The sequence below is a fragment of the Siminovitchia fortis genome, assembly GCF_007681465.1.
GTDB classification, from domain to species: Bacteria; Bacillota; Bacilli; order Bacillales; family Bacillaceae_C; genus Siminovitchia; species Siminovitchia fortis.
Genome location: NZ_VEKZ01000020.1, coordinates 37,058 through 58,120 on the forward strand (window position 1 = coordinate 37,058; position 21,063 = coordinate 58,120).

Annotated in this window: 23 protein-coding genes; 7 read left to right on the forward strand and 16 right to left on the reverse strand. The window is 43.4% G+C overall.

The window, feature by feature from the left end; translation table 11 throughout:
- Positions 1–34 precede the first annotated feature (34 nt).
- A complete protein-coding gene (def, locus tag FS666_RS08865; protein ID WP_120071780.1) occupies positions 35–589 on the forward strand; it encodes a peptide deformylase in 555 nt (184 codons plus the stop codon).
- 23 nt (positions 590–612) lie between these two features.
- Here the strand turns inward: def and FS666_RS08870 are convergent, their stop codons facing one another.
- Positions 613–1,404: a Cof-type HAD-IIB family hydrolase gene (locus FS666_RS08870; RefSeq protein ID WP_120071782.1), complete on the reverse strand. Its 792-nt coding sequence runs from the start codon at positions 1,402–1,404 to the stop codon at positions 613–615.
- Between the two features lie 406 nt (positions 1,405–1,810).
- On the opposite strand from FS666_RS08870, the gene FS666_RS08875 reads away from it, so the two are divergent.
- Both FS666_RS08875 and rnjA read left to right on the forward strand, forming a co-directional pair.
- Entirely contained in the window at positions 1,811–2,020 is a 210-nt protein-coding gene (locus FS666_RS08875; RefSeq protein WP_120071784.1) for a DNA-dependent RNA polymerase subunit epsilon, read from the forward strand.
- Between the two features lie 3 nt (positions 2,021–2,023).
- Positions 2,024–3,691, forward strand: coding sequence for a ribonuclease J1 (gene rnjA / locus FS666_RS08880; RefSeq protein ID WP_120071786.1), 1,668 nt, complete (start codon positions 2,024–2,026; stop codon positions 3,689–3,691).
- Between the two features lie 232 nt (positions 3,692–3,923).
- On the opposite strand, the gene FS666_RS08885 is transcribed toward rnjA, so the two are convergent.
- From FS666_RS08885 to FS666_RS08920, 8 genes are all read right to left on the reverse strand, one after another.
- Positions 3,924–4,586 carry a potassium channel family protein gene (locus FS666_RS08885; protein ID WP_120071788.1) on the reverse strand — a complete coding sequence of 221 codons (663 nt, stop codon included), beginning with the start codon at positions 4,584–4,586 and terminating at the stop codon, positions 3,924–3,926.
- Positions 4,587–4,708: 122 nt separating this feature from the next.
- The gene (locus tag FS666_RS08890; protein ID WP_144460698.1) at positions 4,709–5,344 is read right to left on the reverse strand and encodes a response regulator; all 636 of its coding nucleotides are present in this window, start codon (positions 5,342–5,344) and stop codon (positions 4,709–4,711) included.
- A 3-nt stretch (positions 5,345–5,347) separates the two neighbouring features.
- Positions 5,348–6,388 carry a sensor histidine kinase gene (locus FS666_RS08895; RefSeq protein WP_144460699.1) on the reverse strand — a complete coding sequence of 347 codons (1,041 nt, stop codon included), beginning with the start codon at positions 6,386–6,388 and terminating at the stop codon, positions 5,348–5,350.
- Positions 6,385–7,104, reverse strand: coding sequence for a cell wall-active antibiotics response protein LiaF (gene liaF / locus FS666_RS08900; protein ID WP_144460700.1), 720 nt, complete (start codon positions 7,102–7,104; stop codon positions 6,385–6,387). The genes FS666_RS08895 and liaF overlap by 4 nt, the downstream gene beginning before the upstream one ends.
- A 52-nt stretch (positions 7,105–7,156) precedes the next feature.
- Positions 7,157–7,810, reverse strand: coding sequence for a PspA/IM30 family protein (locus tag FS666_RS08905; protein WP_186306449.1), 654 nt, complete (start codon positions 7,808–7,810; stop codon positions 7,157–7,159).
- A gap of 19 nt (positions 7,811–7,829) precedes the next feature.
- Positions 7,830–8,189 (reverse strand): lmo0954 family membrane protein, encoded by a 360-nt coding sequence (locus FS666_RS08910; protein ID WP_144460709.1) that lies wholly within the window; start codon positions 8,187–8,189, stop codon positions 7,830–7,832.
- Between the two features lie 483 nt (positions 8,190–8,672).
- Complete coding sequence (locus tag FS666_RS08915; protein WP_144460702.1) at positions 8,673–9,542, reverse strand: CvfB family protein; 870 nt, start codon at positions 9,540–9,542, stop codon at positions 8,673–8,675.
- A 134-nt stretch (positions 9,543–9,676) separates the two neighbouring features.
- Positions 9,677–10,129, reverse strand: a complete 453-nt coding sequence (locus tag FS666_RS08920) for a general stress protein (protein WP_144460703.1) — start codon at positions 10,127–10,129, stop codon at positions 9,677–9,679.
- A 449-nt stretch (positions 10,130–10,578) separates the two neighbouring features.
- Between FS666_RS08920 and FS666_RS08925 the strand changes: the two genes are divergently transcribed.
- The 4 genes from FS666_RS08925 (at position 10,579) to fdhD (ending at position 15,536) form a co-directional block, all read left to right on the forward strand.
- Entirely contained in the window at positions 10,579–11,826 is a 1,248-nt protein-coding gene (locus tag FS666_RS08925) for an L-lactate MFS transporter (RefSeq protein WP_144460704.1), read from the forward strand.
- A gap of 70 nt (positions 11,827–11,896) precedes the next feature.
- Positions 11,897–12,259: a Na-translocating system protein MpsC family protein gene (locus tag FS666_RS08930; RefSeq protein WP_120071916.1), complete on the forward strand. Its 363-nt coding sequence runs from the start codon at positions 11,897–11,899 to the stop codon at positions 12,257–12,259.
- A gap of 115 nt (positions 12,260–12,374) precedes the next feature.
- Positions 12,375–14,726, forward strand: a complete 2,352-nt coding sequence (locus FS666_RS08935) for an FdhF/YdeP family oxidoreductase (RefSeq protein ID WP_144460705.1) — start codon at positions 12,375–12,377, stop codon at positions 14,724–14,726.
- A gap of 12 nt (positions 14,727–14,738) precedes the next feature.
- A complete protein-coding gene (fdhD, locus tag FS666_RS08940) occupies positions 14,739–15,536 on the forward strand; it encodes a formate dehydrogenase accessory sulfurtransferase FdhD (protein WP_120071810.1) in 798 nt (265 codons plus the stop codon).
- 79 nt (positions 15,537–15,615) lie between these two features.
- On the opposite strand, the gene FS666_RS08945 is transcribed toward fdhD, so the two are convergent.
- The 7 genes from FS666_RS08945 to FS666_RS08975 all read right to left on the reverse strand — a co-directional run bounded on the left by FS666_RS08945 (position 15,616) and on the right by FS666_RS08975 (position 20,859).
- Positions 15,616–16,071 carry a TlpA family protein disulfide reductase gene (locus FS666_RS08945; RefSeq protein ID WP_120071812.1) on the reverse strand — a complete coding sequence of 152 codons (456 nt, stop codon included), beginning with the start codon at positions 16,069–16,071 and terminating at the stop codon, positions 15,616–15,618.
- 154 nt (positions 16,072–16,225) lie between these two features.
- Positions 16,226–16,774, reverse strand: coding sequence for a peroxiredoxin (locus FS666_RS08950; protein ID WP_120071814.1), 549 nt, complete (start codon positions 16,772–16,774; stop codon positions 16,226–16,228).
- A gap of 287 nt (positions 16,775–17,061) precedes the next feature.
- Positions 17,062–17,949 (reverse strand): transcriptional regulator CcpC, encoded by an 888-nt coding sequence (locus FS666_RS08955; protein WP_120071816.1) that lies wholly within the window; start codon positions 17,947–17,949, stop codon positions 17,062–17,064.
- A gap of 70 nt (positions 17,950–18,019) precedes the next feature.
- Entirely contained in the window at positions 18,020–19,525 is a 1,506-nt protein-coding gene (locus FS666_RS08960; protein ID WP_144460706.1) for an MDR family MFS transporter, read from the reverse strand.
- Between the two features lie 75 nt (positions 19,526–19,600).
- Positions 19,601–20,029, reverse strand: a complete 429-nt coding sequence (gene cbpB / locus FS666_RS08965; RefSeq protein ID WP_120071821.1) for a cyclic-di-AMP-binding protein CbpB — start codon at positions 20,027–20,029, stop codon at positions 19,601–19,603.
- Positions 20,030–20,195: 166 nt separating this feature from the next.
- Positions 20,196–20,447, reverse strand: a complete 252-nt coding sequence (locus FS666_RS08970) for a YkuJ family protein (RefSeq protein ID WP_120071823.1) — start codon at positions 20,445–20,447, stop codon at positions 20,196–20,198.
- A gap of 190 nt (positions 20,448–20,637) precedes the next feature.
- Positions 20,638–20,859, reverse strand: coding sequence for a hypothetical protein (locus FS666_RS08975; RefSeq protein ID WP_120071825.1), 222 nt, complete (start codon positions 20,857–20,859; stop codon positions 20,638–20,640).
- Between the last annotated feature and the right edge of the window lie 204 nt (positions 20,860–21,063).

Below are 21,063 nucleotides of genomic sequence, written 5' to 3' on the forward strand. Positions count from 1 at the left end.
ATGTTTACAAGAGAACATTTCAGGAGGAAATACGATGCTGCTAATGAAGGATATTATCCGGGACGGGCATCCCACTTTAAGAAAAGTCGCTAAAGAAGTGCCGCTTCCGCCTGCTCCCGCTGACATAGAAACATTAAAAAGCTTGGAAGAATTTCTAAAAAACAGCCAGGATCCGGTCATCAGTGAAAAATACGGCCTTAGAGGCGGAGTCGGCCTTGCCGCACCGCAAATCAATGTTTCCAAGCGAATGTTTGCCATGCGTGTAAGCGATGATAAAGGAAAGGAGTACAATTATGGGTTCATCAACCCGAAAATTGTAAGCCATTCGGTTGAAAAAGCTTATTTGACATCAGGCGAAGGATGCCTGTCAGTTGACAGGAGTATTCCGGGATATGTATTCCGGCACGCAAGAATTACGGTAAAAGGCTATAATGCGGAGGGCGAAGAAATAAAACTCCGTTTACGGGGCCTCCCGGCCATCGTCTTCCAGCACGAACTCGATCACCTGAACGGCATCATGTTTTATGACCATATCGACAAAAAGAATCCGTTCCAACTGAAAGAAGAGGCGATTCCAATCGAAAATTAAATCCGGATTAGTCCGGGTTTTTTTCATTTCATTGTTTCAAAAGATCCAGCCAACAGGCCCACTTCCTTCAACCCGTTTACAATCCCGTCATTTTCCACATCTGTTGTTACAATATCCGCATGTTCTTTTACCACATCATGTGCATTGCCCATAGCTACGCCGGTTCCCACTTCTCGCAGCATTTCTATATCATTCATGCCATCCCCGAATGCATACACATCTTCCATTTTGAAACCGAGCCGTTTAATCAGTTGCCGGATCCCCCTTGCTTTTGACCCGCCTTTTGGAACGATGTCCAGCGCCAGTTCATGCCACCTGATGAATGACACTTCATGAAAGGAAGATAAATATTCCGCTTCATTCTCCTTGGTGAATAACAGAGCCTGGTATATATCTTTTTTCGTGTAAAATTCAGGATCGTAATCGGGGTAAGCCAATTTCAGTGTTCCCAGGCTCTTTCTGACACGGTCATTGTTTTTCGTGTTTGTTTTTAATGTCGCCTCATTCATATAAACCAGGGCATGTTCATGCCTGTTGGCCGTTTTCTCAATATTTTTCAATATCTCCTTGTTTATGGCATTTGCAGCAATCACTTTGTTCTCAAAAACTACATATTGTCCATTGAAGCAGACGTAGGAATCAATATTTAGCTCCTTCAGCAAAGAAGAAATCATAAAGGGGGCCCTTCCGGTTGCAATAGCCGTATAAATCCCATTTTTCTGCAATGTGTGAACCGCTTCCTTGGCTGATGCCGGCAGGTTTTTATCCCCGTCCAATAACGTACCGTCAATATCAAAAAATACAATTTTATTCATGTTCAACCACATCCACTTTGTTATTTCCAATGATATCCATGATGGAGAATCCTATTTTCAGCATATAATAAAACCAATAAACTTGCACAAAAAGAGGCTGCGGATTCCAAGAGGCTTTTACTTTGGACAAAAATCGGTTAAAATGAATGTAAGGAGTGATTCACCATGTTTAAGAAGCTAAGACGGAAGCTTTTAAAACAATGGAAAGATTTGCTCAAGAAAAAGACAATTGCCTGATGATTCAAATATCACCGTTTACAAACCCTCTTTTTTCAGAGGGCTTATTCTTTTATTATATATCATTCCTCCCTGGAAAATCCCCGCGCGTTAAAACATGCATTCATTGCAGCTTTTTAATATAATAGAGAATATTGGAATTTGAACACGGAGCTAAGGAGAGAAAGTGATGATTTATAAAGTGTACTATCAGGACAGCATGACGGAGATGCCTGTCCGGGAAAATACGAAAGTTTTGTTTGTTGAAGCCGGAAGTGAGCTCGAGGTACGCCGACATTTGAAAGACCGCCAAATCAATATCGAATTCATTCAACTGTTGGAAGGACCTTATCTTGAATATGAAAAGAACAGTCCGAACTTTAAATTGGAGACTGTATAGGATATGAAGTTTGTAAAAAATGATCAGACAGCTGTTTTCGCCCTGGGCGGTTTGGGTGAAATCGGCAAAAACACATACGGTGTACAGTTCCAAGATGAGATTATTCTGATCGATGCCGGAATTAAATTCCCTGAAGACGAGCTTCTCGGAATCGATTATGTCATCCCCGATTACACTTATATCGTCAAAAATGAAGATAAAGTGAAGGGACTTTTCATTACGCACGGCCACGAGGACCATATTGGCGGGATTCCTTACCTGCTGAGGCAAGTCAACATTCCTATCTATGCAGGAAAACTTGCCATGGGCCTGATTAAAAACAAGCTTGAAGAGCACGGACTTCTCAGGAAGACGACGCTTTATGAAATCAAAGAAGAGGATGTCATCAAATTCAGAAAGACATCGGTTTCTTTTTTCAGGACAACCCACAGCATCCCGGATTCATACGGGATTGTTGTAAAGACCCCGCCCGGAAATATCGTTCATACAGGCGATTTCAAGTTTGACTTTACTCCTGTTGGAGAACCGGCTAACTTGACGAAAATGGCGGAAATCGGAAAAGAAGGCGTCCTTTGCCTGCTGTCGGACAGCACAAATGCGGAAGTTCCCCATTTCACCATGTCCGAACGCAAGGTCGGGGCAAGCATTCAAGATATTTTCCGCAAGGTGGACGGCCGGATCATATTTGCAACATTTGCATCAAATATCCACAGATTACAACAGGTTGCTGATGCAGCGGTAGCCAATGACAGAAAAGTTGCTGTTTTCGGGAGAAGTATGGAAGCAGCAATCGAAATCGGCCAAGAACTGGGATACATCCGCGCTCCAAAGGATACATTCATCAATACGCAGCAGCTTAACAGGCTGCCGGCAAATAAAGTGACGATCCTTTGTACCGGAAGCCAAGGTGAACCAATGGCCGCATTATCGCGCATCGCCAATGGGACGCATCGCCAAATACAAATTCAGCCAGGGGATACGGTTGTGTTTTCATCATCTCCCATCCCCGGAAACAAAAACAGTGTCAATCGAACGATCAATCTTTTATACCGTGCGGGAGCCGACGTCATTGCAGGCTCGCTGAACAATATCCATACTTCAGGGCACGGCGGACAGGAAGAACAGAAGCTGATGCTGCGGCTCATGAAACCGAAATTCTTCCTTCCGATCCACGGGGAATTCAGAATGCAGAAAATGCATGCACAATTGGCCGTTGACTGCGGAATTCCTGAAGAAAATTGCTTTATCATGGATAATGGAGATGTCCTTGCACTCAGCTCCGATTATGCGGAAGTTGCGGGTAAAATAACGTCCGGATCTGTATATATCGATGGTAGCGGAATCGGGGACATCGGCAATATCGTCCTGCGCGACCGCCGGATCTTATCAGAAGAAGGCCTTGTCATCGTTGTAGTATCCATTGACATGGACAAGTATAAAATTGCGGCAGGACCCGATATCATTTCCCGCGGCTTCGTCTATATGAGGGAATCCGGAGATTTGATCAATGAAGCCCAAAGAATGCTCTCAAAGCATTTAAATAAAGTCATGGATCGCAAGACAACCCAATGGTCTGAAATTAAAAATGAAATTACGGACACATTATTGCCGTTCTTGTACGAAAGAACGAAAAGACGCCCGATGATTTTGCCAATTATCATGGAAGTCTAAATCCGTGATGTGAATAAAAAGTACCGCCTGCATGGAATGCTGGCGGTACTTTTTTACTGTTTAGAAAGTTTAAAATTTGGCCAAGTTTTCTATATGAAATGATGATATGATATGTCCAGCTTCAGGCGCCATCGGCTCGAGGTCATAAGCCAATCGCTGATGAAGGCAAACTACGCCTTCTTCAGCGATTGGCTTATGCTTGTCGCCGATAAGCGAGCGCCTTGCGCTTTTCTTATTCAACTAATACTTTTTTCTCAAAGCGGTTAATGTCGGTATCCGCGCCAATAATGATTAAAATATCGTTCATCTGCAACGGATCATTGGCCTGCGGCGAGACGATAATTTCTTTTCCCCTTTTAATGGCGACGATATTCAGTCCGTATTTTGCCCGTATATCCAATTCAACAAGCGTATACCCTGCCAACAAATCATTGACCATCACTTCGACGATACTGTATTCCTCCGACAGTTCAAGATAATCGAGGACATTGGTGGAAACGATATAATGCGCAATCCGTCTTCCCATATCGCGCTCAGGGTGAACGACGTGGTCTGCCCCGATTTTCCGAAGCACCTTTTCATGGTAATCGTTTTGCGCTTTAACAGTTATGTGTTCAACACCCAGTTCTTTCAAAATAATCGTTGTCAGGATGCTGGATTGGATATTATCCCCTATGGCGACGATGACATGGTCAAAATTGCGTATTCCTAAACTTTTCAAAACGTTTTCGTCCGTAGTGTCGGCAATGACTGCCTGTGTCGCTATGGAAGCAAATTCATTGACACGGTCTTCACTGATATCGATGGCCATTACTTCCATCCCCTGCTCTGTCAGGGAACGGACAATGCTCCCGCCGAAACGCCCGAGGCCGATAACCGCAAATTCTTTTTTCAACTTTCATTCCTCCACTCTTGCTATGCTGCCATTTTAGCATACTTGGAAGTCATTAACATACAAAACATCGCTTAAGTACTGCTAAACCGTAAAAAAAAGCAAACTCATCTGTTAAGACGAATTTACTTTCTGATGACCCCATTTTTAAAAGCATAAATGACAGCCTGCGTCCGGTCCTGCACTTCCAGTTTGCTCAATATATTGCTGACGTGTGTTTTAACTGTTTTTAAAGTGATAAAAAGCTCATCCGCAATTTCTTTGTTTGCTTTCCCTTCGGTCATTAATGTGAGTATTTCCATTTCGCGGTTCGTTAAATCGTCATGGAGGGGGCGCATTGTACCATGATGCAGCTTTTTCATCATTTTATCCGTAACCTCTGGTTCCAGGACTTTCTGTCCTTTGTAAGCGGATCTGACAGCATCTGCTATATCGCTTGCTTTGGAGGTTTTTAACATATACCCGGCGGCTCCCGCCTCCAGTGCCGGATATACTTTTTCATCATCCAAAAAGCTTGTTACGATCAGTACCTTCGCTTCAGGCCATTCCTCCAGAATTGCTCTCGTGGCATCGATTCCGTTCATGCCTTCCATGACCAGATCCATTAATATGATATCCGGGCGCAGCGACAAGGCAAGGTCAACGCCTTGTTTTCCGTCCACCGCTTCGCCGATCACTTCTATATCCTCTTGAACTGATAAATAGGCCGAAACACCAATTCGGACCATTTCATGATCATCAACTAACAAAACTTTGATCATTTTTCATCCTCCCTCCTGGTTTGGCAGAGGAATTTTCACTTCGATACTTGTTCCCCTTCCCGGCAAACTGACGATCTTGACATTTCCTCCAATTTCCGACGCCCTTTCCCTCATGTTTGTTAATCCATAGGAACCGGCTTTTTGATCGTCCATGCTGAAGCCTTTACCGTCATCAATCACCTTTAAAAATACGAATTGATCCACTTCCATCATATGGACTTCAAGCGTTTTTGCTTTAGCGTGTCTTAAAGTGTTTGAAACCGCCTCCTGCAATATGCGGAATAAGTGGTCTTCAATTCCTTTTTCCAATTGAACGTCCTGTAAATTCCATGTAACCTTCAAAGGCAGTTTGGCCGTCAATTCGGATAGGAGTTCCTGCATCCCGGCTTTAAGGCTTTTGCCTTCCAACTGAATCGGCCTTAGATGAAGAAGCAGTGCCCTCATTTCAGATTGGGCTTCATTTATGATTTCTTCGACCAAAGCTCTTTGTTTTGCAGTAGTTTCGCTTGTTGGATCAGGGCTTTGATTGATTGCTGATAAAAGCATCGTTGCAGCAAAAAGCTGTTGGCTGACAGAATCATGAAGCTCTCTTGCCAGCCGATTTCTCTCCTGAGTGAGAACCTCTTCTTTTAATTCGCGGTTCCATTTCACCCGTTCGTTGGTGAATTTTTGATATAACAGCGTTTGCTCTTTTAGCCTGGCTCGTATGTTATCGATCCCTTGCCAGATTGACGGAAAATTATCGTTTTTTGCGGGCGGAATAGTTACGCGGTCATAATTTCCCCCTTCCAGCTCCAAAAGGCTCCATTCAATCTTTTCTACCTTTTTATCGATAGAGATTCCGACTATGTAACCGGCGATCGAACCCACCAATAAACAGATGGCGAGGATAAAAAACACATTCGGAACAAGCAAATAATTTTTTTGCATCAATGATTGATACCAATCCGTATCAACAGTGAATAGAAAAATCAAAAGAACAAACAGAAAAACGAAGAGGGCTAGAGACGCAAAGTAAAATGACAAAGTTCTGGCCATTTTCATGTGCGTCTCACCTCAACATCCCCGAAAATGACACTTGTAACAATTTTAATTTTCCGGGATGTTTTATCATCTCCGTCTGAATAGTAAATGACGTTGGAATTCAACAGCTCTTCTTCCTGATTGAATATATTCAATTTGCCGCTGATTGCTGAGTGATTAATGGTTACGGAAGCATCAATAGGCACGATAAGCTGAATATTGCCAACTAAACCACGAATTAGAACGACACTTTCTCCCGGCGGAAGCATGGTCATTCCCAGATCGATGATCGTATTTCCAAACCCGCACTGTATATTAATATCATCCCACTCAAATATTTCATTGACAACCCTTCGGTTTCCGGAAAGCATGTTCTTGATAAAGGGTGTTTTCCTGTGGACTTTTGTCTTTTGGCCGGGCGGGACTGTGTTTACATTTATTCTCTTTGGCTGATTTTTCGTTTTTGAATACTGGATGAGTGCATAAACGGCTGCTGCGATAATGAAAATTTTAAAAACAGCCGTGGATATGATTGGGATAAAAACAAGTGAAACACCGATGATCAGATAAATCTTCTTTGAATCTTTGTGCTTGTGGCTTTTCCAATAAAATATGATGAAACAACCGATGAGAAGAGGGACAAATAGCTTCCAATTGAGCAGAAGCTCCAGCGCCACTCCAATTCCTGCGAACAGCATGGCCCAGCCAATTTTGCTGTTTCTGCTGAAGTTTTTCATTGGTGTCCCTCCTCATCGATAAATTGCTCAGTTCTGATCCTCTTCTATTCTATCACGAATGATCGCTTAATTCGCCGGAATCTTGTTTGTTTAATTCTTTTGCCAGCTGCTGAATACGTGCATCAAATATGCTGATCTCATATTCATCATTCGCTTTCTTTTCTTCCCGTTCAAATAACTTTCCGATGTTTTCCATATTTTCAGCGGGAATTCCAAATTCGGTTTCTTTCAATACCCTGTTCATTTTGTTTTTCATTAAGACGACGTTTTCCTGGCCCATAAGCTCCAATCGTTTCATATGCATATCTTTCAGCTTCAACTTCATTTCCCGGTACTTTTGTTCCAGCTCTTCCAATTGGTTCACTGAATTGTCATAGGCATGTTTCAATCGCTCGGCACGTTCCTCATATTGAGCCTGTTCGCGCAATGCAATTTCCGATAAATCCTCTGCCCCTGCTTTTAAGGCAATCTCCCCTTGCTCTTTTCTTTTTTCAGCCATTTTCTCTATCTGCTGCCACTCTTTGTAAAACTCGTCCCTCAAAAGCTTCTGTCTTTCTATCAGCTTTGAGGCTTTTTTTACTTCCGCTTCGCTTTCGCGCAAATATTGATTTAATAAAGAGATTGGATTTGGCTTTTTCTGCTTATCAGCAATTTCATAAAAATCATCTTTTACGGCTTGCTTAATTTTTTCAAATAAAGTGTTCATCTTTTCAGTCTCCCTTGTTTTAAATTTTTGTCCGGCCTTTTTCAAGATCATTCCATTGGCGTTCAAAGCTCGTGAATGGATCGTGCTCTGTATCACAATCCTCCGCTTTTTCCTTTTTCCAGTTTTTATATCCCACATACAGGACATAAGCGGCTGCTATTCCTGCCAATGCCGGCAAATTGCCCAGTAAACCGGACAACCCGATCACTCCAAGAATCCCCCAGGCAATTTTTTGCCATGTGGAGCGGGTTTTTAAAAACTGTTTCAGCGAATAATAGACGATGATCAGGCTAATCGCCAACCCGACAATATTTCCCAGGCTTGCAACAGCGATGATCGCCAAAATGACAGCCAAAGTAAAAGTAAGCAGGTTTTTCATTTTGATCTCCCCTTTCGTACTTGTTGACTCTATCTTAAAGAATAAACGGCCTTCGCCAAACGACCTTAAGCCGTGTTTTTCACTCGGACCAGAGACTGAGATACGAAAAGCAACAGGCTGCAACGCCACAGGACAATACGGTTTTAAATATAAAAATCCGACGTTGAACACGTCGGATTAGTACTTCTGGTTCTTTTGCCGAGCCTTTTGTTTTCTTCCTTTCATGACATCTCCTGTCCATCCTTTTTGCCCTAGGGGATGAAAAGCTGATACGGCGCAAGTTTGAAATCTGGCTGAATTGAAAGATAAAGTGAAACTTCAATCATTGGGGGTTTTCTTCATCCCCCACTGATTGTTAGTTGAACGAATCGGGCTTTTACGCGCAGTTGATCTCCCGCCTAAACTACCCGATTCATCTAAAGTTTTGAGGTGGGAGTCTCACTGCCCGTTAATGCGGGATAAAAATAATGATATGTCAAAAATTCATTGGTCGGCCTTTTCAGTTAAGTGAGTCCAGCCATCCTTTTGGACAACTTTTCCCTCTTTCATCAGCTTGCCCAATGCCCGTTTGAAGGACCCTTTACTCATTTGGAAACGGTCCTTTATATCTTGTGGAAGGCTCTTATCCCAGTAAGGCATATTCCCGCCGCGTCCCACGAGATAGCTGTATATGCGTTCAGCGTCCTCATCAATGGCTTCGTGTGCCCTTGGAAGAAGGGATATATTGATCGATCCATCTTCCTTGACACCAATCACCCTACCCTCCACCATTTCTCCCAGACGCGGCTCCTTTGTTCTCTCCGAATGGTGGATGAAACCAAGATACCCTTCTTCAGTGATAATGTTTGAGCCCTCCATCAAAAGACGGTAAACTGTCCCTTTTACATTTTTATTAAACAAGTTTTTAACGGCAGGTGTTGCCAATCTGCGAATATCCTCTTCGGTTGCCAGCATCCCAAATAGCCTGTTTTTCTTATCTGTTTTCAATGTGCAATATAGCCTGTCGCCCTTTGCGGGCCATAGCCGGAGCAATTCGGGCAAATCATCTTTAGAAACAAGGATGTCTTTCGTTAATCCGATATGTATGAAAACACCCAAATTTTCTTTGACTTCCACCACTTCAGCCCATCCGAAATGCCCTTTTCTAATTTCCGGAATTTTTAATGTCGCTGCCAGCCTTCCTTCGTGATCCTGATATAAAAAGACGGTCTGTTCCTGTTGTGGATCGAAGCCATCCGGAACTTCCGTGTGATGAAGCAGGACATCCTCTTCCCCATCAGTCAAAAAGTATCCAAACGGCACTTCGCGTGCCCCATATAATTGAACAACCGTTCCAGCTTCCAATCTTGACATGTGATCTACCTTCCTTCGAATGATAACCATTTACAATAATCCCCATTATACCATTACACTATTCGAAAAGCGTGGGCGCCCGTTTCTTAAAAAAATCTTCCGCCATTCAGACGGAAGATTTTTTTATTCAGATATTAAGGTAATGTTTCCCTTTTGGCTTTGTCAACAAGGACAAGTATTTTTCCATTATTCACTTCGTCGTGATAGCGGTGTGCTTCGTCTTCGGGAATTCCCATTCCGATCAAAGCACCGGCAAGCCCTCCTACTCCCGCTCCTGCAGCAGCCCCTGATAGACCGGCTACAATCGGTCCGGCTGCGATAACCGGTCCAATTCCCGGGATCGCCAACGTACCAAGCCCGGCTAGCACCCCTCCCAATCCTCCAAGCACACCGCCGGTCGCAGCGCCGGTTGCCGCACCTTCAGGAGCTTTTGTATCTGTTTCATGAGTAATGTGGTCCACTTCCTGCCTGTTTTTACTAATGACGGATATATCGTCCTGGCTGTAGCCATCCCGTTTCAGCTGTTCGACTGCACTTACCGCTTCCTGTTCCGTATCATAGGAACCTATCACATATTTTTCTTCCATGGAAAAAACCTCCTTCTGCTTTTTATACTATTGGATTACCCCTGGGGAATGTTTGTAAACACCGCCCGGGAAGCTTGCGTTATGGAGTCTGATTCATGGCCCGAATAAAATGTGAATTTTTTAACCTTTTTCTCTATTAAAATTGTGACAGATATGTTAACATGTAAATCGAAATATCAATATTCATGTAGAAGCTTGGGAAATGAACATAATACCTGAACGGTTGGCACTTGACAGCGTACCTGTTAAAGACTAACCACCGCAAATCGCCTTATCCAATGACAGGCTATATTTGACGGTGGTTTTTTGGTCTTGCTTTTTATAATTTCTATTTGAATATTAAGTCGTATTATGTAAAATGACTCATTCCTTCTATATGTTTTTGATGTTTTATAAGTTGTTAACGGTTTCACCAATACAGGAACTATTTCATTAAGGAGGGTATAATAATGGAGAAACTGAAAAACAGATGGCTGATTGTTGTATCTGCAGTCGGCATACATATTTCAATCGGTTCAGTCTATGCCTGGAGCAACTTTACAAACCCGCTGATGAAGGAATTTAATTGGACCGCAAGCCAGGTGCAGCTGACATTCAGCCTTGCTATATTGTTCCTGGGACTTTCAGCAGCCTTTTTAGGCCATTTTGTTGAAAAGCACGGTCCGCGCAAAGCAGGTCTTCTCTCTTCCATATTTTTTGGGGTTGGTATTTTTTGCTCAGGCTTCGCAGTAAAACTGGGGTCTTTGCCTTTACTTTACATATGCTATGGGGTCATTGGCGGAATCGGTTTGGGTGTCGGCTATATAGCCCCGGTATCAACCCTTGTCAAATGGTTTCCTGACAGAAGGGGCATGGCTACAGGAATGGCCATCATGGGATTCGGATTTGCGGCAGCCATCAGTAGTCCAATCATGGATTTCCTCATAAAAAACGCTGGCATCGCCAATACCTTCTTTATTTTGGGAGCAGTCTATTTTATTATTATGACTTCATCCTCCCTTTACCTTGCAAAACCGCCTGAGGGATGGATGCCGAAAGGTTTCAAGGAAAAAGTGGAATCAGGAAAAGTATCAACGGATCTTTCCCAGCTGACTGCCAATGAAGCAGTAAAAACACCGCGCTTTTACTATCTATGGATCATGCTGTTTATCAACGTCACCTGCGGTATTGCCATTTTATCTGCAGCCAGCCCGCTTGCTCAGGAAAGTATCGGCCTTTCATCCATCGAGGCTGCTGCATTGGTCGGAGTGCTGGGCATCTTTAACGGTCTCGGGCGAATAGGCTGGGCAACCGCCTCCGACTATATCGGCCGGCCTAATACTTATACGGTTTTCTTTACGATCCAAATCGTTTTATTCGCCCTTCTGCCATTTACAAGTGTATCCATTTTGTTCCAAATCATGCTTGCTATCATCCTGACTTGCTATGGAGGAGGCTTCTCCTGCATTCCGGCCTATATCGGAGATATATTCGGAACGAAGCAGCTGGGAGCCATCCACGGCTATATATTGACGGCATGGTCAGCCGCTGGGATCGCCGGCCCAATGTTTGCGGCTAAAATTAAAGATATGACAGGGAGCTACGGAAACAGCCTGTTGTTCTTTGCAGCATTATTTGTCGTCGCATTTGCCGTTTCACTTATTATCCGGGTTGACATTAAAAAGGTAAAAAAGAAAAAAGACTTAGTAACCAATTAAACAGGTAGTTGAGATATCCTGCAAACATGGTAGAATGGTAGTATGCACCAAGACAAGAGGTTATTGGATGATGAGAAATTATGAGGCGGAGTTCAGTAATTTAGTAAGATCTTTTCGAAAACGCCATATGGGCAAAGGTCCCAGTAAAATAAAGACGACTTTTTGCAAAAACTGGGCGATTTGCGAAATGGAAGGCAATTTATCGCCGGTCGAGAAATTTATCGCAAGCGCAGAAGATGGAAAACAGATGGTCAGGGCCGCCAGAACGGAGATGGTAAAAGAGATGTACCGAAAAAACCATCCTGTCGAAATGGAAGAACTGCTCGGCGCAAAGTTCCTCGACCTGTTTGTTGATATAGACATCGAAAAAGACCTGGGAATGTCAATTTTCATCTTCGATCAGAACCTGGAAGAAAAATTCAATACAAAATAAGTGAGTTGGCACTTGGCAGCGCACCTGTTAAAGACTAACCACCGCAAAGAATGCTTATTCAGGCGTTTTTGCGGTGGTTTTTTCATTATAAAATAGATAGAAAGGAAGAATGAGAATGGGAAAAACAAAACATGACGGCCCTATCAAATTGCCGAAAAAACCTGACCCGAAACATTGGGTAAGCCCGGTTCCATTCGGGCTTGGCAAAGTCAAACCGAAGCATATCCGGGACACGATGAAGGTGGTGCTTGAAAACAGCGATAACCTGCCGTACGCTTTCCGTATCCTGACACAGGGAGTATGCGACGGCTGTGCGCTTGGAGTATCAGGACTGTATGACCAAACCCTTGCCGGCCCGCATCTTTGCACGACACGGTTAAATGTGCTGCGCCTGAACACGATGCCCGCCATAAAAGAGGAAATTCTTCATTCGGATATCGATGAACTGAGAAAACTGGACAGCACTGAATTAAGAAAACTTGGCCGGATCCCCTATCCGCTTTCGCGTAAACCGGGCGAGAAAAAATTCCGGAGAATATCATGGGACGAAGCGCTGGATTCAATTGCAAAAAAGGTGAAGGCGATCGATCCTAAACAAATGGCACTCTTTTTAACAGCCCGGGGAATCACAAACGAAGTATATTATACGGCCGGAAAGTTTGCCAGGTTCATAGGCACGAATAATATCGACAATGCATCAAGAATCTGCCACTCACCGAGCAAGACCGCTCTAAAAAGATCACTTGGCATCGGAGCATCCAGCTGCAATTATAAAGACTGGATCGGCACGGATGTCCTTATTTTCTGGGGGTCTGTTGCTGCCAATAACCAGCCTGTTTCAACCAAATACATGTATGCCGCAAAAAGAAAAGGCACAAAAATCATTTGCATCAATCCATACAAAGAACCGGCCATGGAGGGGTATTGGGTACCTTCGATAGCAGAATCCGCCCTCTTCGGAACTAAAATAGCCGATGATGTTTATCAGGTGAATATCGGAGGAGATATCGCCTTCATGAATGGAATCATGAAGCATTGGTTTGAAATGGAAGAAAATATGCCCGGCTCGGCGATAGATCATGATTTTGTAAGCAAGCATGCAAATGGGTATGAAGATTTGAAGGCACACGTGCAGAAGCAAAGCTGGGATCAGCTTGAAAAATCATCCGGAATCACAAAGGAAAGAATGCTGGAATTCGCGGAAGTGCTTGCCAATTCCAAAAGTGGCGTTTTTGTCTGGTCCATGGGATTGACTCAGCACCGGTTTGGAACCGATAATATTTCCCAGGTGGCCAACTTGGCAATCTTAAGAGGGTTCATCGGAAGGGAACATTGTGGAGTGATGCCGATTAGAGGGCACTCAGGTGTCCAAGGTTCAGGAGAAATGGGAGCCGATCCATTTGTTCTTCCCGGAGGAGATTTCGAGCCGGAAAACATTGAGCGGATGGAAAAGGTCTGGGGTTTTGACATCCCCAAATGGCAGGGCGATATTGTCGGCGTTTCTCTGGAAAATGCCGTACTTCCCGAAGATCACGAGAAAAAATTGAAAGTCTTTTATACATCTGGCGGCAACTTCCTTGAAACGATGCCTGATCCGGCATTTATGGAGGAATGCTTGAGCAGTGTCGACTTAAGGGTCCATCAGGACATCATTCTAAATACTTCCACGCTTGTAGACGCCAAGGAAGAAGTCATTGTCCTGCCTGCTCAAACGAGATATGAACAGCGCGGCGGCGGAACATCCACTTCAACTGAACGGATGGTCTATTTTTCCCCTGAAATCGAAGGGCCCAGAATCGAAGAAGCCCGCTCCGAATGGGAAATATACGTGGATTTGGCCGCACGGATCAAACCTGAGGAAAAACATTTGCTGAATTTTACAGAAGCGGAACAAATAAGGGCGGAAATAGCCATCGCCAACCCAAATTATGACGGAATCCAACATTTGAAAAATCGGGGAGATGTTTTTCAATGGGGTGGAGCATGGCTGTGCGAGGACGGAATCTGTCCGACCGAAGACGGAAAAGCCAACCTTCTGCCAATCGAGCTTCCGGAATTGCGCAAGCCTGATGGACATTTCTATGTTACGACAAGACGGGGCAAACAATTCAACTCAATGATCTACAGCGAGAAAGATCCTTTTAATGCAGCAGACCGATACGATGTCTTGATACATCCCGAAGATGCAAAAGAACTTGGAATATTGGAAGGCGAAGCCATTGTTGTTTATAATCAATACGGGACGTTCCAAGGGAAAGCAAGGTTTGCCGACACACGAAGAGGCAATATTTCCGTATATTGGCCCGAAGGTAATGTATTGCTGCAAAAAGGCATCTATGAACAATTCGCCGGAATTCCGGAATATAATATCAGTGTCGTTGTTGAAAAAGCAGACACGTACAATGCGCAGAAAGACATCAACTATTTGGAAAAGCGAATGGATGATCTCGAACAAGTAATTAGCTAAGAAGGTGGTTGTATGGAGCCTATCGTCAGGGATCGCCTGCAAGTATTGCGATACACCGGAAAATCACTTATTGAAATAGAGGATCAGGCTGCTGTAGAATATCCGCTTACAATCCATATCGACAATGAAGAGTTCGCAACAGTCGTTTGCACCCCTGCGAATTTGAAAGAGCTCGTAGTCGGCTTTTTGGCATCCGAAGGAATGATCAGAAACATCGGAGACATTTCTTCACTTGAGATAGATGAACATCAGGGATTTGCCTATGTGGAGTTGAAAGTGAAACAAGTGATCAGCAAAGAATATTACTCGAAACGAATGATCGGGTCATGCTGCGGCAAAAGCCGGCAGTTTTACTTCTACAATGATGCCAAAACAGCAAAAACGATCATGTCCAGGCAAAAAATCTCAGCCGGACAGTGCCTGGAACTGATGGAAGAAATGCAGAAAAGCTCCGAAGAATTCCAGCTGACAGGCGGTGTGCACAATGCGGCTTTATGCACCGAGGATGAACTGCTTTTCAGCTACTCTGATATTGGCCGCCACAATGCATTGGATAAAATATTCGGCCATTGTCTTATCAATAATATATCCTTAAAAGATAAAGTGATCGTTTTCAGCGGAAGGATTTCATCGGAAGTCGTATTGAAGGTTGCCAAAATCGGAGCAGGCATACTGATCTCAAAATCGGCCCCAACGACACTAGGGATAGATTTGGCACATGATCTCGGCATTACTGCGATCGGATTTGCAAGGAATGGCCAGTTGAATATTTACACACACCCTGAACGGATTGTCGCTGTTTCAAGCTAGAGCCGGAGGAAGTGCCTTCCGGCTCTAGCTTTTTTTCATAAGAAAAGACGCTTTTCGTAGAAAGCGCCTTTCCCTCTTTTTATTCTTTTTTCTCCAATTCACCCAACACACGGTTCACCCGTTTTTCAAGCATTTTCATTCCGCCGCCTCCGGCTTGGAAATGGCGTAATTGGCCGTCTTTATCAAATACGTAATAAGCCGGTACATATTCATTTTGGAAAGCATCTGCCAGCTTCAATTGGCTGTCAACAAAAATAGGCTGTGTGATATCATGCTCATCTGCAACTTTTTTAATCTCGTCTATGTCCAGGTCATTTTCAGATCTCGGCATATGAACGGCTACAACATTCAATTTATCCTTATATGCATCACGGAATTCGTTAACCTGAGGCATAGCTTCCTTGCAAAGGTGGCAGCTTATTGACCAATAGTGGATTAATGTAGGCTTCTCCCCTATCAAATCTTCTTTTGTCACCTGTCCGTTAAGCCATTCGGCTGCACCTTCCAGTTCAGGCATTGGTTCACGCAATTTCATAAAGCGATCCCTCTCTTCTTTGGAAAATTTTAAGCTCTGATATATGAAAGACAGACACAATTAGTGCCTGTCCTGTTAATGTCCGGCCGCCATCGGCTCGAGGTCGCTTTAGCGCTTATCTCCCCTAGACAGCGGCCTTCGCTTTTCTATTTTATTAAACGTTCAATGTTTCTTGGCCAGGTCTCCAGTTTGCAGGGCAAAGTCCGCCAGTTTGCAACGCTTGAAGTACCCGAAGGGTTTCGTCAACGTCACGGCCGATGTTGTTATGGTTGACAACAGAGTACATCAATTCACCTTCCGGGTTGATGATGTACAATCCGCGAAGTGCGATACCTTCTTCTTCGATCAGTACTCCATATTCACGGGAAACAACATGGTTAGTATCCGCAGCAAGCGGGTATTTCAGATCGCCAAGACCGTTGTCTTTGCGATCAGTGTTGATCCAAGCCAAGTGAGTGTGGATAGTATCAGTGGATACACCGATTACTTCTGCATCCAAATCTTCGAACTCGTCATAGCGGTCGGAAAGGGCCGTAATTTCAGTTGGGCAAACAAATGTGAAGTCCATAGGATAGAAGAAAAGAACTGTCCATTTGTCGTTTTTCATGTTTTCTTCAAGGCTTACTTTACCAAATTCCTTGTTTGGCAATACTGCTTCCATTTCAAAGCGCGGTGCTTGTTTTCCTACCATACGTTCTGCCATTTAAAATCCCTCCGTTAAAAATTTACTATTTAACTGAGAAATGTCTATGTATTTTCTCAGTGCACTACCTCATCACAATAGTTATTATAGGATAATCCTAAGGACAAGTCAACATTAATTATAATAAATTTAAATAAAAAATCATTACTAATTAATGCGCTTGCCTTTTTACACCTTCTTATGTATCCCACAAAAACGGATAAATATTCCACCTATTTCAGTCTACCATGACTTTTATCGACAACAAAATAAAATGCTCCGTACCGTCATATCAAAGACTTGAGCATTCAGCCAATATCCCCATGATCCTCATTGAATTCACGGACAACATCCAAAAATGCCTGAACCTGCCTCAATTCAAAAGCGGAATCGTAGCCGAGCAGCCATGTATCACGTTTGATCGGCATCCCCTTTTCATCAAGGAGAGGGATTTGAAACATGTTTTTATCCGGGCCGTTCAGTGTAATGGCAGGCAGGATGGCATATCCAATTCCGTTGTATGCCATTTGCTTGCATGTCTCGATCTGGTCTACAACGATTGTTCTTTTTGGCGCCGTTTGAAATTGGCGATGCCACCAATCCTGGATCTCCTGATAATAATTCGAATCACTTTTAAACTGGATAAAAGGACGATCGGTTTGAAACACTTGTTCTATTTTTTTGATTTCCTTGTCAACAAGATAGAGACTGTCCTCAAATAAATGATATTTTGAACTTTTCCAATCCGTCGCTCCCCTGATGATGCCAATATGCACTTCCCCTCCGTAAAGCGCCTTTAGGATTTCACTGCTCCATCCGGTAATAAGTGAAATTTTCGCATTGGGGTACAAACTCACAAATTTCTTCAGTACTTTTGGGAGCCAATTTTGGCCAACGATCGAAGCACAGGCTATTTTTAATGTCCCGTGTACATGCGTTTCAAGAGCCTGGATTTCTTCTACCACCTGTTCTTCTTTCTCCAGCATCTCTTTTGCAAATTTAATGACAATCTCCCCTGACGGGGTAAGAATCAAACCTTTCTGTGAACGGATAAATAATTTCGTTCCCCATTGCTTTTCTATATTCTGCAGCCGCTGCGACAAGGCAGGCTGGGAAACAAAAAGCTTTTCCGCAGCCTTCCGCATATTCATTTCTTCAGCAAGCACGGTTAGAAAACGTAAATCTGTGTTGGACATAAAAAAACCTCTTAATTTAGTATTTCAGCGTTTCACTTGGCGTCATTCAATCGGATTGCTTGTACAATGCTTAAGCAACAGCTTTACTTTTTTTCGGCAGTAGAAGTACCAAAAAGAAACTGATGATACCAAACACAAGCACCGCTATATATACGGAATGCAATGAATGGGACAGTCCCTCCTGCAACAAGTGCTTGAGCGATTCGCCCAATTCAGCCCGATGTTCCTCGGTAAGCAGCATATTGGTGGAGTCCAGCGTAAGGTTTTGGCCTGTTTTGCCTCCATGTTCCGCAAAATAACGGAGGATCTGGCCATTGAGAATTCCGCCGAGCAAAGCCGCACCTACAGTATTCCCCAAGTTTCTCATAAACATATTGGCTGCGGTCGTAATACCGCGCTGTTTCCAACCAACTGCCCCTTGTATAAGCACAATAAACGAGGTGCTTGTAAGCCCCATTCCGACTCCTACACAAAATGAGGAAAAAGCAGCCCCCATTGGCCCGGCCGACGGTACAATCGTAACGAACAAGCCACCACCGACGACAAGAAAAATGCCGCCGATAAAGGAGGTGGAACGATAGCCAATTTTTATGATCAATTTACCGGCGGCTGTTGATGCCAAAGGCCAGCCGATGGACATCGCGGTCAAAGTGAACCCGGCAATTGTTGCACTTTTTTCCATCACTCCTTGTACATATGCGGGTAAAAAGCTTGATATCCCTATCAGCATCAACCCTGTTGTAAAAGAGACAAGATTGGCGACCAAAATGGGCCGAATTTTCCAGATTTCAAGCGGCACCATAGGTTCGGCAGCCCTTTTCTCTTGTAAAATAAACATCAGGAAAGCGGCGGCTGCAATAACTGCAAGTGCTATTACCTGAGGAGAGGACCAGGAGAATCGGACGCCCCCCTCCACTAAAATGATCATGAAAAATGAAATGGCTACAGTCAGGAGTCCGGCACCGGCATAATCGATATCCGGTTTCTTTTTCTCAATCGTTTCATGCAAAAAAAGCCAAATACCGATAATGGACAGGGCTCCTAACGGAATGCTTACCCAAAAAACCCATCTCCAGCTTAAATACTCTACAAGGAGACCGCCCACTGCCGGCCCCATGATTGCAGAGATTCCCCAGACACTTGATAAATATCCCTGCACTTGGGCACGTTCCTCTGCTGTATAAATATCCCCGACTATCGTTGTTGCGATTGGCATGACAGCCCCGGCACCCAGCCCCTGAATGAGCCTAAAGATAATAAGCTGCTTCATGGACCCCGAAACGCCGCATAAAAATGATCCGATCAAAAATATACTGACCCCTATCGTTAAAATCGGCTTTCTTCCATATAAATCCGACAGTTTCCCATAAATAAGGACCGTAACTGTATTCATTAATAAAAATGCGGAGAAAACCCAGCTGTAGTGGGCAAATCCTCCTAAATCCCCTATGATGGCCGGCATAGCGGTGGCAACAATCGTCGCTTCAATGGCCCCGATGAACATTGCCAGCATAACAGATGCAAGTACATACGGGCGTCTCGTACGGTTTGGAATGTTTTTGGCCATCTCCCCCATTATCCCACTCCTCGTATTAAAATAAAAAAATTGGGCTCCCGATGAAAGGGAGCCTCCTTTTTAAACATTTTTACATTAAAGTTGCAATTTTAGCTCTTTCAATAGGGCTCTTCTTGTAACAATGCCTTCAAAGTATCCCTCTTCGTCAAGAACACATAAAAAAGGGTGGTCGATCAGCAGGCCCACTGCTTTTTTAAAATGATCATGGAGCATAACAATCGGAATATTTACAGCCATGACATCCTCGACTTTTTTATCACTGAGCTTTTCGAATTCGATCCTTTCCAACCCAAGGATTGATTCTGTAATGATAGCAGAACTGATTAAACCGTGTAATTTAAAGCGGGCATCAAGCACCGGGATTGCAGAATAGCCGCTCTTTGTCAAAACAAGCAAAGCATGCTCTAAATTATTTCCTACTTGCACATGGGCCACTTTTTCAGACGGAATCATGTAGTCACTGATTTTCGGTTCTGTATACGCCTGACTTTTCAAGGAAATCATTTTTAAACTCCCTCATCTCTTTACAAAATCATTCTAATATCATTTTACCATAAATTTAGAAAAGGGAAACAAATCTGTGATATGAAAAATCTTTTTATAACAAAAGGCGAGGCGGCTTAAAGGTGAAAAGGCTTCCGCTTCAAGGATCAAGCGGAAGGGAAAAAGTTTAACTTAATGCTTTTTCTTCTTGGACAATATCGAATATCTCTATAGCTGCAGCATCAATGTCATCAAATTGATATGTCTGCTTATTATCCTTATCGTATTCTTCCACTTCAAATGTTCCTGTGCCTGAAAAGTATTTCACTTGGCAGATGACTTTCCCGTTCACTTCAAACTGTCTTTGCGGAACGTCTTCTTGGCCCTCCATACTTTGCATTGTTTGCAGTCTTTGAATAATACCTAATAGTTGTGACATGTTTTAACCCCTTTCTTTGGGAAGACACACTTATTATAAAAGATGCCCCTTAGACAATGCAAATCGTTTTTTATTTGCGGAGGGTGCTGGTTTTCGAAAAAAATTAGACAGGATGGGCCTGCCTCTGAGTAATTTCCCGGGGAGGCCGCTTTTCAAACCACCCCGGAAGCCTTTTTCGCAAAAAATTTTCTTATTGATCTTCCTTTATATTCAACAATGACTCGTTCAGTTTTTTTAGAGACCTGATGATTGTTTTCTTTCGGTTATATCCTTTGACGTTGACGGAAACTCCGTTCATGCTTGTATTCACTTTACCCCATGAACCGTAAGGCTTGAAACCGTAAATATAAATTTTGATGATACCTGATTTTGAAGGCAGGAAAACAGCTTCATAATCTTTGTTTTTTTTCATTTCTGCATCTCCTTCCTTGCAAGCTCTCTTGGCTATATGTCAATTAATCATTGTAAATTTCCCTTTCACTGACAAAGTTAATATACACCTGGGATGCTCCGTTTTCAAGTAAAAATTCCGCAGGTTTTCATCTTTAACAAGGTATGAGTAAAATGTTTGTGGGCGAACAAAATGGGAACACGCCATTTCGATCCGTTTTACGAA